Origin of the sequence: Paenarthrobacter sp. AR 02, assembly GCF_021538675.1 — a bacterium.
Lineage (GTDB): Bacteria > Actinomycetota > Actinomycetes > Actinomycetales > Micrococcaceae > Arthrobacter.
On sequence record NZ_JAJUKH010000008.1, the window covers coordinates 69,204 to 82,451 of the forward strand.

10 protein-coding genes are annotated in these 13,248 nt (G+C 64.8%); 9 read left to right on the forward strand and 1 reads right to left on the reverse strand.

The features are described 5' to 3' along the window. Nucleotides 1-95: 95 nt before the first annotated feature. The 7 genes from glyA to purU are packed head-to-tail and all read left to right on the forward strand — an operon-like array spanning nt 96 to nt 8,973. Nucleotides 96-1,475, forward strand: coding sequence for a serine hydroxymethyltransferase (gene glyA, locus LRQ04_RS14900; protein WP_235521030.1), 1,380 nt, complete (start codon nt 96-98; stop codon nt 1,473-1,475). Next, nucleotides 1,472-2,692: a sarcosine oxidase subunit beta family protein gene (locus LRQ04_RS14905; protein ID WP_235521032.1), complete on the forward strand. Its 1,221-nt coding sequence runs from the start codon at nt 1,472-1,474 to the stop codon at nt 2,690-2,692. The genes glyA and LRQ04_RS14905 overlap by 4 nt, the downstream gene beginning before the upstream one ends. A gap of 16 nt (nt 2,693-2,708) precedes the next feature. Then, nucleotides 2,709-3,110 (forward strand): sarcosine oxidase subunit delta, encoded by a 402-nt coding sequence (locus tag LRQ04_RS14910; RefSeq protein WP_235521033.1) that lies wholly within the window; start codon nt 2,709-2,711, stop codon nt 3,108-3,110. Nucleotides 3,111-3,112: 2 nt separating this feature from the next. Beyond that, on the forward strand, nt 3,113-6,058 hold the full coding sequence (locus LRQ04_RS14915; RefSeq protein ID WP_235521034.1) for a sarcosine oxidase subunit alpha family protein: 2,946 nt from the start codon (nt 3,113-3,115) through the stop codon (nt 6,056-6,058). After that, nucleotides 6,051-6,680 (forward strand): sarcosine oxidase subunit gamma, encoded by a 630-nt coding sequence (locus LRQ04_RS14920; protein WP_235521035.1) that lies wholly within the window; start codon nt 6,051-6,053, stop codon nt 6,678-6,680. The genes LRQ04_RS14915 and LRQ04_RS14920 overlap by 8 nt, the downstream gene beginning before the upstream one ends. Next, nucleotides 6,680-8,071, forward strand: coding sequence for an L-serine ammonia-lyase (locus tag LRQ04_RS14925; RefSeq protein WP_235521036.1), 1,392 nt, complete (start codon nt 6,680-6,682; stop codon nt 8,069-8,071). The genes LRQ04_RS14920 and LRQ04_RS14925 overlap by 1 nt, the downstream gene beginning before the upstream one ends. Nucleotides 8,072-8,073: 2 nt before the next feature. Further along, on the forward strand, nt 8,074-8,973 hold the full coding sequence (gene purU, locus LRQ04_RS14930; RefSeq protein ID WP_235521037.1) for a formyltetrahydrofolate deformylase: 900 nt from the start codon (nt 8,074-8,076) through the stop codon (nt 8,971-8,973). A 94-nt stretch (nt 8,974-9,067) separates the two neighbouring features. Here the strand turns inward: purU and LRQ04_RS14935 are convergent, their stop codons facing one another. Then, nucleotides 9,068-10,543: a PucR family transcriptional regulator ligand-binding domain-containing protein gene (locus LRQ04_RS14935; RefSeq protein ID WP_235521038.1), complete on the reverse strand. Its 1,476-nt coding sequence runs from the start codon at nt 10,541-10,543 to the stop codon at nt 9,068-9,070. A 108-nt stretch (nt 10,544-10,651) separates the two neighbouring features. Between LRQ04_RS14935 and LRQ04_RS14940 the strand changes: the two genes are divergently transcribed. Both LRQ04_RS14940 and LRQ04_RS14945 read left to right on the forward strand, forming a co-directional pair. Next, nucleotides 10,652-12,223, forward strand: coding sequence for a cytosine permease (locus LRQ04_RS14940; RefSeq protein ID WP_235521040.1), 1,572 nt, complete (start codon nt 10,652-10,654; stop codon nt 12,221-12,223). Further along, nucleotides 12,220-13,179, forward strand: a complete 960-nt coding sequence (locus tag LRQ04_RS14945; protein WP_235521041.1) for a polysaccharide deacetylase — start codon at nt 12,220-12,222, stop codon at nt 13,177-13,179. Before LRQ04_RS14940 ends, LRQ04_RS14945 begins: the two co-directional genes overlap by 4 nt. The last annotated feature ends 69 nt before the right edge of the window (nt 13,180-13,248 follow it).

Genomic DNA, 13,248 nt, shown 5'->3' on the forward strand with positions numbered 1-13,248 from the left:
TGACGACTATGTGATCTCCAACATACTATGGCAACAGTTCTAATATATCAGTTGCCTAACAGTCGACACCCAGACAAGCTTTGAAGGAGAACACCATGGTTGAACCCTTGATCCGCCCGCTGTCCCAGGCGGACCCGGAGGTCGATCAGGCGATCGCCCAGGAACTCATCCGCCAGCAGTCCACGCTGGAAATGATTGCTTCCGAGAACTTCGCTCCCACCGCCGTCATGCAGGCGCAGGGATCGGTGCTGACCAATAAGTACGCCGAGGGCTACCCGGGCAAGCGCTACTACGGCGGCTGCGAACACGTTGATGTGATCGAGCAGCTGGCCATTGACCGCTTGAAGTCCTTGTTCGGCGCCGAGTACGCGAACGTCCAGCCGCACTCCGGTGCCCAGGCCAATGCCTCCGCCATGCACGCACTCATTACCCCGGGCGACACCATCATGGGCCTGAACCTGGCCCACGGTGGCCACCTGACGCACGGCATGCGCATCAACTTCTCCGGCAAGTTGTACAACGTTGTTCCCTACGGCGTCCGCGAGGACACCCACACCGTGGACATGGCCGAAGTTGAACGCCTGGCTCTTGAAAACAAGCCGCAGCTGATCGTCGCCGGCTGGTCCGCCTACGCCCGGCAGCTGGATTTCGCTGAATTCCGCCGCATTGCCGATCTGGTGGGCGCTTACCTCATGGTTGATATGGCCCACTTCGCCGGGCTGGTGGCAGCGGGACTGCACCCCAGCCCCGTTCCGCACGCCCACATTGTCACCAGCACCACCCACAAGACCCTGGGCGGACCCCGCGGTGGCGTGATTCTGACCAACGACGCCGACATCGCCAAGAAGGTTAACTCGGCAGTGTTCCCCGGTCAGCAGGGCGGCCCGCTGGAGCACGTCATCGCCGCCAAGGCCGTCGCTTTCAAGATGGCCGCCGAGCCCGAGTTCCAGGAGCGACAGGTCCGCGTATTGGAAGGCTCCAAGATCCTTGCCCAGCGCCTCCTCCAGGACGACGTTGCGGCCGCCGGCATCTCCGTTGTCAGCGGCGGAACTGACGTCCACCTGGTGCTCGCAGACCTCCGCCACTCGGTACTGAACGGCCAGCAGGCCGAAGACACCCTGCACCGGATCGGCATCACGGTCAACCGCAACGCCGTCCCGTTCGACCCCCGGCCACCCATGGTTTCCTCCGGCCTGCGCATTGGTACCCCGGCCCTCGCCGCTCGCGGCTTCGGCGCCGAAGACTTCACTGAAGTCTCGGACATCATTGCGACGGCGTTGATCGCCGCGGCACAGAGCGGCACCTCCGCAGGAACTGAAGCAGGCACCGAAGGTGACGTCGCCCTGGACGATGCCACCGCCGTCGAACTCCGCAACCGCGTCACCGCGCTGGCCGACAAGTTCCCCCTTTACCCACACCTCGGCAATGGCGCCAAGGCCAACCTCGAAGCAGAACTGATTGGAGCAGCCCAGTGAGTGCAGACCACCTCCCCGAACACCCGGACTTCCTCTGGCGCAACCCGGACCCTAAGAAGAGCTACGACGCCGTCATTGTCGGCGGCGGCGGCCACGGCCTGGCCACGGCGTATTACCTGGCCAAGAATCACGGCATGACCAACATCGCCATCCTGGAAAAGGGCTGGCTGGCCGGTGGCAACATGGCCCGCAACACCACGATCATCCGTTCCAACTACCTCTGGGACGAGAGCGCCGCCATTTATGAGCACGCCCTCAAGCTTTGGGAGATCCTCCCGGAAGAGCTGGAGTACGACTTCCTGTTCAGCCAGCGCGGCGTGATGAACCTGGCCCACACCCTGGGCGATGTCCGCGAAAGTGTCCGCCGCGTGGGTGCCAACAGGCTCAACGGTGTGGATGCCGAGTGGCTCGACCCGCAGCAGGTCAAGGAACTCTGCCCCATCCTGAACATCAGCGACAACATCCGCTACCCCGTCATGGGTGCCACGTACCAGCCGCGTGCAGGCATCGCGAAGCACGACCACGTGGCCTGGGCCTTTGCCCGCAAGTGCGATGAACTCGGCGTGGACATCATCCAGAACTGTGAAGTCACCGGCTTCATCAAGGACGGCAACCGCGTCACCGGCGTCAAGACCACCCGCGGCACCATCAACACCGAAAAGGTAGGCCTCTGCGCCGCCGGCCACAGCTCGGTCCTGGCGGAAATGGCCGGTTTCCGCCTGCCGATCCAGTCGCACCCGCTCCAGGCACTGGTGTCCGAACTGCACGAACCCGTCCACCCCACGGTGGTCATGTCCAACCACGTTCACGTCTACGTGTCCCAGGCTCACAAGGGCGAACTGGTGATGGGCGCCGGCGTTGACTCCTACAACGGCTACGGCCAGCGCGGCTCGTTCCACGTGATCGAGGAGCAGATGGCAGCAGCGGTGGAGCTCTTCCCGATCTTCGCCCGGGCCCACGTGCTCCGGACCTGGGGCGGCATTGTGGACACCACCCTGGACGCCTCACCGATTGTGGGCCTCTCCCCCGTGGAGAACATGTTCGTCAACTGTGGTTGGGGAACCGGCGGCTTCAAGGGGACCCCTGCAGCCGGCCTGACCTTCGCGCACACCATCGCCACCGGTGCGCCGCACAAGCTGAACAAGCCGTTCGCGCTGGAACGCTTCGAGACCGGCGCCTTGATCGACGAACACGGCGCCGCAGCCGTGGCCCACTAGCCAGGACAGGACAGACATGCTCCTCATTTCTTGCCCCAACTGCGGGCCACGCGACGAAACCGAATTCCACTACGGCGGACAGGCGCACATCGCCTACCCGGAAAACCCCAACGAGCTCAGGGACCGCGAGTGGGCCGAGTACCTCTTCTACCGCGAGAACACCAAGGGCACTTTCGCCGAGCGCTGGGTCCACAGCACCGGGTGCCGCCAGTGGTTCAACATGCTGCGGGACACCGTGAGCTACGACATCCACTCGATCTACGCGATGGGCCAGCAACGCCCCGATCTCCAGGCAGACAAACCGGGCGAGTTCAGCCAGACCGGCGAGTTCGGCCAGGAACCCGGCTTGGCCCCCGGCGCCGCCACCACAAGCACCGGCGCCGCTACCACCGCACCCACCTCCTCGGAAGGAGTCTAGAAGTGACCAGCAAGAACGCACGCCTCGCCACCGGCGGACGCATCGATCGCAGCATCTCCTGGCGCTTCACCGTGGACGGCCAGGAATTCACTGGCCACCCGGGTGACACCATCGCATCGGCGCTGCTGGCCAACGGCCACATCAACGCCGGCAACTCCCTTTACGAGGACCGCCCGCGCGGCATCATGGCCGCCGGCGTGGAAGAGTCCAACGCCCTGGTCAAGATCGCCCCTCGCTTCCCGGGCCACGTAGCCGAGTCCATGCTTCCCGCCACGGCAGTGTCTTTGGTGGACGGCATGAAAATTGAGCTCCTGTCAGGTCTGGGCAAGCTGGACCCTAACGAGGACAAGGCCGAGTACGACAAAAAGTACGTCCACACCGACGTCCTGGTAGTTGGCGGCGGCATTGCCGGCCTGGCAGCTGCCCGCGAGGCCGTCCGCACCGGCGCCCGCGTCATCCTCATCGACGACCAGCCCGAGCTCGGCGGCGCCTTGCTTTCGGGTTCCACCGCTGAAGGCCTGGCCGACACCGTTGAGGGCAAGCCGGCCCTGGAATGGGTTGCGGACGTTGAAGCGGAGCTGGTCTCGGCCGCGGAATGCACGGTGCTGAACCGCACCACCGCTTTCGGTTCCTATGATTCCAACTACTTCATCGCAGCCCAGAACCGCACGGACCACCTGAGCGTTCCTGCAGCCCCGGGAGTCTCCCGCCAGCGTATTTGGCACATCCGTGCTAAGCAGGTTGTCCTGGCCCCCGGCGCCCACGAACGTCCCCTGGTGTTCGAGAACAACGATCGTCCGGGCATCATGCTCGCCTCCGCTGCACGCACGTACCTCAACCGGTACGCCGTCGCCGCCGGTTCGCGGGTGGTCATCACCACCACCAACGACTCCGCCTACGCGCTTGCCGCGGACCTGAAGGCAGCAGGCGTGGCGATTGCCGCCGTCGTGGACGCCCGTCCGCAGATCAGCGCAAAGGCCGCTGCCGCCGTCGAGTCCGGTATCCGGGTACTGATCGGCAGCGCCGTGGCGGACACCTCCGCGGATGAGAACGGCCGCCTGAATGGCGTCACCGTCCGCAGCATCAACGACGACGGCGAACTCACCTCGGGCGTCGAACAGCTGGCTGCCGATCTGCTCGCCGTTTCCGGTGGCTGGAGCCCGGTGGTCCACCTCCACAGCCAGCGCCAAGGCAAGCTGCGTTGGGACGACGAGCTCGCAGCTTTCATTCCCGCCAAGCCGGTCCGCGATCAGCAGGTGGTGGGTGCAGGCCGTGGCACCTTTGAACTCGAGGACTGCCTGGCCGAGGGCATTTCCGCGGGAGCAGCAGCGTCCATTGCTGCCGGCTTTGAGTCGGCAACCACCCCGGTGGAACTGCAGGAACCCGTGGCCAGCGCACCGAGCCGCCAGCTCTGGCTGGTTCCCGGCCAGACCGGTGAGCCGGGCGAATGGCACCACCACTTCGTCGACTTCCAGCGCGACCAGTCAGTAGCCGATGTGCTTCGCTCCACCGGTGCCGGCATGCGGTCCGTGGAACACGTCAAGCGGTACACCTCCATCAGCACCGCGAACGACCAGGGCAAGACGTCCGGCGTCAACGCGATCGGCGTCATCGCCGCTGCGCTGAAGTTCGGCGGCGCCGAGAGCATCCCCGGAGTGGGCGAGATCGGCACCACCGCGTACCGTGCACCGTTCACACCCGTGGCCTTCGCAGCGTTGGCAGGCCGCCAGCGCGGCGAGCTGTTCGACCCCGCCCGCGTCACCTCAATCCACCCGTGGCACGTTGCCCAGGGCGCACTGTTTGAAGATGTTGGACAGTGGAAGCGCCCCTGGTACTACCCGCAGGGCAGCGAGGACATGGACACCGCGGTCCTGCGTGAGTGCGCTGCCGTCCGCGATTCCGTGGGCTTCATGGACGCCACCACGCTGGGCAAGATCGAAATCCGCGGAAAGGACGCCGGTGAATTCCTGAACCGCGTGTACACCAACGCGTTCAAGAAGCTCGCCCCGGGATCCGCCCGCTACGGTGTCATGTGCACCCTGGATGGCATGATCTTCGACGACGGCGTGACCCTTCGCCTGGACGAGGACCGCTACTTCATGACCACCACAACAGGCGGCGCCGCCAAGGTGCTGGACTGGCTGGAAGAGTGGCACCAGACGGAGTGGCCGGAACTGGACGTCGTGTTCACGTCCGTGACGGAGCAGTGGACCACCATCGCCGTCGTGGGCCCGAAGTCCCGCGCAGTCCTGGCCAAGGTTGCCCCGCAGCTCGCCGAAAACGGTGGCCTTGACGCTGAAGCCTTCCCGTTCATGACGTTCCGCGAAACCACACTGGCCTCAGGAGTGCAGGCACGTGTTTGCCGTATCTCCTTCTCCGGTGAACTCGCCTACGAAATCAACGTTCCGGCCTGGTACGGACTCAACACCTGGGAAGCTGTTGCTGCCGCGGGTGCGGAGTTCAACATCACCCCGTACGGCACCGAAACCATGCACGTGCTCCGCGCCGAAAAGGGCTACCCGATTGTTGGGCAGGACACCGACGGAACGGTAACCCCGCAGGACGCCGGCATGGACTGGATTGTTTCCAAGGCCAAGGACTTCGTCGGCAAGCGCTCCTACCTCCGGGAGGACGCCAGCCGCGAGGACCGCAAGCACCTGGTCAGTGTCCTTCCCGTGGACCACTCGCTGAGGTTGCCGGAAGGCACCCAGTTGGTGGAGAAGGGCATCCCGGTCAACCCGGCCAACGGACCCGTCCCCATGGAAGGCTTCGTGACCTCCAGCTACCACAGCGCCGCGCTTGGCCGCTCCTTCGGCCTGGCCCTCATTCAAAACGGCCGCAACCGCATCGGTGAAACCCTCCAGGCCTCCCTGGGAGACCAATTGGTGGACGTGGTTGTTGGCGAAACCGTACTTTTCGATGCTGAAGGGACCCGCAAAGATGGCTGAAACAGCAACCCCCGCAGAAACCGTGAGCCGTGCACGCCGCAGCCCGGCCCAGCACCTGGCTGAGGCGTTCACGTCCGGCTCAGTTCCGGGCACAGTGACGCTCACCGAGATCCCGTACCAGGCCATGGTGGGCATCCGGGTTGACCGGACGTCCGACGCCGGCGCCCGCGTTGCGTCCGTCGTCGGCGGCTTGCCTGCCGCTTGTGGCGAGGTGACGGGCAACGATTCCGTCAACACCCTGTGGCTCGGCCCCACCGAGTTCCTGGTGGTGGCTCCCGAGGAAGCCCACGATTCCCTGGGCGGCTCCCTGGGCAGCGATCTGACCACTGCCTTGGGCAACGACGCCGGCCAGGTGGTGGACCTGTCCGCCAACCGCACCACGTTCGAGCTCTCCGGCAGCCACGCCCGGGCAGTCCTGGAGAAGACTTGCTCCCTGGACCTGCACCCCAGGGTCTTCAAGCCGGGCACGGCTGTTTCCACGGAACTTGCACACATCCCGGTGATGCTGTGGAAGACCTCCGAGGACTCCTACCGGATCTTTCCCCGGGCCTCGTTTGCCGACTTCCTGGGCCGTTGGCTCCTGGATGCCATGAGGGAATACGCCTCCCCCGAGGTCCCCTGATGGCACTGAGTGTGCTTGACCTGTTTTCTGTTGGCATCGGGCCGTCCTCCTCACACACGGTCGGCCCGATGCGCGCGGCAAAGCAGTTCACGGACGGTCTTGAATCGTCCGGCCAGCTCCCGGCCACGGTGCGCGTCCAGGCTGAGCTTTTCGGCTCCCTGGGCGCCACCGGCCGGGGCCACGGCTCAGACAAAGCCGTGGTGCTGGGACTGCAGGGCCACTCTCCCGAAACTGTGGATACCCACACAGCGGATGACCAGGTGGCCGCCGCTGCCTTGGACGCCGAGCTACGTCTGGGCGGGAATCACCGCGTTGACTTCAATTGGGACGAGGACGTGGTCCTGCACCGCCGCAAGTCCCTCCCCGCCCACCCCAACGGCATGACGTTCCGGGCCCTGGACCACACCGGCACGGTCCTTCGGGAGCGCAGCTACTACTCCATCGGGGGCGGCTTCGTGGTGGACGGCGACGTCTCCGGAGCCGACAAAGTGGTGGCAGATAACACGGTGCTCCCATACCCGTTCACCACGGCAGACCAACTCCTGGAGATCTGCGGGCGCGAAGGCATGTCCATCTCCGACGTCATGCTGGCCAACGAACTGGTGTGGCGTTCCGAGGAAGAACTTCGTGAACGGCTGCTGGGCATTTGGGCCGTCATGCAGGAATGCGTGGACAACGGCTGCTCTGCCGAGGGAATCCTGCCGGGAGGCCTGAAGGTCAGGCGACGGGCGCCGTCGTTGTTCAAGAAGCTCTCCGAGACCGACGCCGACCTGAACGGCGCGAATTCAGCCGACCCCCTCCTGGCCATGGAATGGGTGAACCTGTTCGCCCTGGCCGTGAACGAGGAAAACGCGGCGGGCGGCAGGATTGTCACTGCACCCACCAACGGTGCCGCCGGAATTGTCCCGGCCGTGCTGCACTATTACACCAAGTTTGTTCCGGGAGCCAACGACGACGGCGTCGTGCGGTTCCTGCTGGCGGCGGCCGCCGTCGGAATCCTGTTCAAGATCAACGCCTCCATCTCCGGCGCCGAGGTTGGCTGCCAGGGCGAGGTAGGTTCGGCCTGCTCCATGGCCGCCGCCGGACTCTGCGAAGTCCTTGGCGGAACTCCGGAGCAAGTGGAAAATGCGGCCGAGGTGGGCATTGAACACAACCTGGGCCTGACCTGCGATCCCGTGGGCGGGCTGGTGCAGATCCCCTGCATCGAGCGCAACGCCATTGCCAGCGTCAAGGCGATCAACGCAGCCCGCCTTGCACTGCATGGCGATGGCAGCCACAAGGTATCGCTGGACAAAGCCATCAAGACCATGCGCGAAACGGGCGCAGATATGAAATCCAAGTACAAAGAGACCTCCCGTGGGGGCCTCGCCGTCAACGTAGTGGAGTGCTAGCCATGACTGCCATTCAAGCTGAAACCGCCGTTCCTTCCGGCCCGGAGACCACCGTGGAACACGTCCTCACCCTGGATTGTCCCGAGGGTCCGGGAATCGTGCACGCAGTGTCCGGGTTCCTGCTGGATCACGGCTGCGACATCATCGACAACAAACAGTTCGGCGATCGCGCCGAGGGTCACTTCTTCATGCGCGTGCACTTCGCGTCCGACGGCGATGCCTCCACGGTGGATGCCCTGCGGGAGGCTTTTGCGCCGGTGGGCGACAAGTACGCCATGAACTGGCAGCTGGAACGCCAGGGTTACAAACGCCGCGTGCTGATCATGGTTTCCAAGTTCGGGCACTGCCTGAACGACCTCCTGTTCCGGGCAAGGATCGGTGAGCTGCCCATCGACGTGGTGGGCGTCGTGTCCAACCACACCGATCACCAGGGCCTGGCGGAGTGGCACGGGATTCCGTTCTTCCACGTCCCCGTCACGGCTGCCACCAAGCCCGAGGCCGAGGGTCGCCTGTTGGAGATCATCGATGAGCTGGACGTTGAGCTCATTGTCCTGGCCCGTTACATGCAGGTGCTCAGCGATGACCTGGCACGCAAGCTCGACGGCCGGGCCATCAACATCCACCACTCGTTCCTGCCCAGCTTCAAGGGTGCCAAGCCGTACCACCAGGCCTACGCCCGCGGCGTGAAAACCGTGGGTGCCACGGCCCACTACGTGAACGGGGAGCTGGATGAAGGGCCCATCATCGCCCAGCAGGTGGTGGAAGTGGACCACACGTTCGGCCCGGAGGACCTTGTAGCCGCCGGCCGTGATACCGAATGCAAGGCACTCAGCAACGCCGTTCGCTGGCACTGCGAGGGCCGGATCATCCTGAATGGGAACAGGACGATCGTGTTGAAGTAGGGCTTGCTGCGCCGGGATCGCGGGTCAGCTGCGAATTCGCTGTTCTTTAGCATGCGAATTCGCAGCGGACCCGCGATTTCGCGTTCACCGGGAGCTACAACCGCGCCAGCCGGGTTGCCAGATGCAGGGCGGCCAGCCGGCCCGTTCCCCGCGGATCTCCGCCGCAGAGCTCAAAAATCCGCTGCAAGCGGTGATGCATGGATTGCCGCTCCAAGTGCAGCTCGCGGGCAGCTTGGGCAGTGTTGCATCCGGTATCCAGCCACACGGTCAGCGTCCGCAGCAGCTCCGACCGTTTCAAACGGTCATGCCCGACGACGGCCCCCAACTGCCGCTGTACGAACACTTCCCGGGTTGCGGCGTCCAGGGACTCCTGGGCCAGCAACTCGACGGCGAAGGCCTCGGCGTCCACGACTCCGCCGTTCCCTGACCCGCTCTCCTGGGCAACGAGATCCAGGGCACGGCGAGCTTCGGCCAAGGACCACGGAGCATCGTCAATCCCACTCCCCAACGGGCCCACGGACACCACGGATCCGGGCGGGATGTCCACGGCGGCCAAGGCATCAGCCAAAGCCGTACGGCTGGAATGGCCATCCGGGAGTGCCGCCAGGGCGATCAACTCAGCGTTGTTGGCGTAGCTGGCGCTGTGCGGCACCTGTTCCCGGAGCACCGTATCCACGGCCGGCCGCAGATGCCCTGCTCCAGTGGATCGGATCACCACCGCGGCCACCTTGCCATCCGTTGGAAATCCCGACGCCGGGCCCAGTTGCCGCAGTTGCCACGCCTGGCTGCCGGAATTGATGGCGCGCATCAGCTCTATGCCTGCCAACTCCTTCAGCCCTGGCGGCATCCGTTGCAGCAAGGCAAGGCCCAGGATGTCCACGGATCTCTCCCCCGCCACGCGCGCGAGTCCGGAGTCGCCGTCGTCGGGCACAACCAGCTCAAGGCGGGCCGCCAGCACGCCCCGAACCGGAACGTCAACGGTGGTGACCACACCGCCCGGGGCGGGTCCGGCGGACGCGCCCAGCGTGACACCCGACGGCGAGACCAGCCTGGCACCTGTCCCGGTCCTATCAGCCAACACAGTCAGGAGCTGATCGAGTCCGCCGCCGTGGGCGAGTTCGGCGGCCATGGCGTGGCTGGCCTGGTCGCCGCGTTGCAGGTGTTTCACGGATTCGCTGACCAGGAGCGAGTTGATTTCCTGCATGACGGCGACAAACGGAACAACCCGGCGCAGCTCTATGACGGGAAGGCCCGCTGTTTCGGCCGCTTCCAGCATGTCCGCGGGGATGGCGGGGAGGGCCGGTCCGGTTTCCAAGGCGAGCGCCGCGATCCCGCGGGCGGCCAGTTCCCGGATGTAATCCGCGCGGCGTTCCGCTGACTCGGCTCCCAGAGCCTGGCCACCGCTGAGGAGCAGCTCCCCGCCCCGAAGCAGTGGGGCAATGTCCAGAACCTCGCTGGAGTGGACCCAGCGGACCGGCCGCTGCGGTGCGTCGGCCATGCGCGTCAGGATGATGGGGTCGGCCTTCGTGAGTACTTCGCTCTTGAGAGCCTGATCAAGCAGGATGGACATGACACTCCGTATGATCTGGACGCACTTCTTCAGACACATCGTATCTTGTTGCTGTGATCTGACGCACATAGCCTTAAGGGGTCCCTTTCACACACGGAGGCTCTCCCCATGCAAGACAACCTCTCTTCTTCGCGTTCGAGTTCAGCGCAAACAGGCTCTTCCAAGCCGGGCTCAACGCTGTCAGGACCGGCAACGGCGCCGGGCCATGACAGCGAAGCCTGGCTGCAACCCATCCCCGAATCAGACCGCACCCGCAAAGTATCCGGACAGTTCTGGATCTGGGCCGGCGCCAATCTTGCCCCGATCAACTGGGTGCTCGGAGCGTTGGGCATCCACCTGGGCCTCGGCTTCGCGGACACCGTAACCGTCCTGGTCCTGGGCAACCTGATCGGCATGCTCCTGTTCGGCTGCTTCGTCCTCCTGGGCCAAAAGACCGGCGCCACCGGCATGGTCCTGGCACGCGCGGCGTTCGGCCGGCGCGGCAACTACTTTCCGGCGGCCATCCAGGCAATCCTGGTGATCGGCTGGTGCGCGGTGAACACCTGGATCATCCTGGACCTGGTCATGGCATTGTTCGGAACCCTTGGCTGGGTGGACCCCGAAGCTTCGAACTACGCCTGGAAGATCGGAGTCGCCACGGCCATCATGGCTACCCAGGTGGCCATCGCCTGGTTCGGCTACAAAGCAATCGCAGCATTCGAGAAGTGGACGGTTCCGCCCACCATCATCATCCTGGCCGTCATGTCCGCCGTGGCATGGTTCGGCATGAAGATCGACTGGGGCTACGCAGGTCCAGCCGGCAATATCCTTGAAGGCTCGGACCGGATCGCAGCCATGAGTGCCGTGATGACCGCCATCGGCATCGGCTGGGGTATCACCTGGTTCACCTACGCTGCGGACTACTCCCGGTTTGTGAGCACGTCCGTTCCCAGGCGCAAGGTGTATCTGGCCTCCGTCCTGGGGCAATTCATCCCTGTGGTCTGGCTGGGAATCCTGGGCGCAAGCCTCGCCACCAACAGCGGCGAGATCGACCCCGGCAAGCTGATCGTCCAGAACTTCGGCGTCATGGCCCTGCCCGTCCTGCTCATGGTGCTGCACGGCCCCATCGCCACCAACATCCTCAACATCTACACGTTCTCTGTCGCCACGCAAGCCCTGGACATCAACATCAACCGCCGCAAGCTCAACCTCTTCGTGGGCGTCTTCTCACTGGCCGCTGTTGTCTTCTTCATCTTCCAGGAAGACTTCGCCGCGGTCCTGGACGCCTGGCTGATCGGCCTGGTCGCCTGGGTTGCCGCTTGGGGTGGCGTGATGCTGGTGCACTATTTCTGGCTGGAAAGGCGCTGGCCGGCAAAAGTTGATCGGCTGTTCGACCCCATCGGAACGCGGCGGCTCCCGGTGGTCAACTGGGCAGGCATCGTGTCCCTCCTGGCCGGTATCTTCTGCACCTGGTTGTTCATGTACGGGCTTGTTCCTGCGACACAGGGCCCCATCGCCGTGGCCCTGGGTGGTTGGGATCTCTCCTGGCTGGCCGGCGGACTCACCAGCGCCGCAGCGTACGCCGTCCTGGGACCCCGTGCGCATAAAAAATACCTCCTGACGGACTCCAACCACGTCTCCGCCACCCAACCGGCGCCTTCCCCTGAACCCGCCCCGGCTGTTGAAAGGACCACAGCATGAGCCAGCCCGCGTTCGCCGACTCCGTCCACCCGATCACCTGGCCTGAGGGCTTCCAGGCAGCAGCGTCTTTTACCTTCGACGTCGACGCCGAGTCCTGCACCATCGCTCACGACCCCACCAGCACCAAGCGGATGTCCCTGATGAGCCACCAGTCCTACGGGCCCAAGATCGCTGTCCCACGCTTGCTGCAGATCCTGGACCGCCAGGACATCAAGGGCACGTTCTTCATTCCAGGGTTCACGGCCGAAAGCTACCCGGATGTGGTCCGCAGGATTGTCGACGGCGGCCACGAAATCGCCCACCACGGCTACATGCACGAACCTATGCAGGGCATCGATGCCGCTACTGAAGCCCAATACCTGGACCGGGGGCTGGAGGCCCTCGCCACGCTGGCCGGCGTCCGCCCGGTGGGCTACCGGGCTCCCTGGTGGGAGCTGAACTGGCAGTCCCCCGCCCTGCTGGCGGACCGTGGGTTCCTTTACGATTCAAGCCTGCTCGACGGCGATGCCCCCTACCGCATGGCCGTCGCCCAGAATGACCCCCGGGACATCGTGGAGATCCCGGTGGACTGGGCGCTGGATGACTGGGAGCAGTACGGCTTCTACCCGGGAGTCACTGGCAGCGGGGTCATTGAGAGCCCCGCGAAGGCGTTGGAAATGTGGACCCTGGAAGCGCAGGCGCACCACTCCCAGGGCAGCTGCTTTGTGCTGACGAACCACCCGTTCATCTCGGGCCGACCCTCCCGGGCCGCGGCCCTGGAGCAGTTGATTGAACGGGTCAAGGACCTCGAAGGCATGTGGGTGACCACCCTTGCGGAAATAGCGGAATATACAAAGTCCACGGTGCACCAGATCCACACGCACGCCCGGATAGATGTTCCCCTGTTCCCCGGGGCCGGGGCCTCATTCCGCCCGGCGCAGGTCACCACACCTGCCGGGACACCCGCCCTCCGGTGACTCTTCCGCCGGGATGGCATTTGATGACAGTCCTGCGCCGCGGGATTGTCATCAACTGCCATCTCGGCG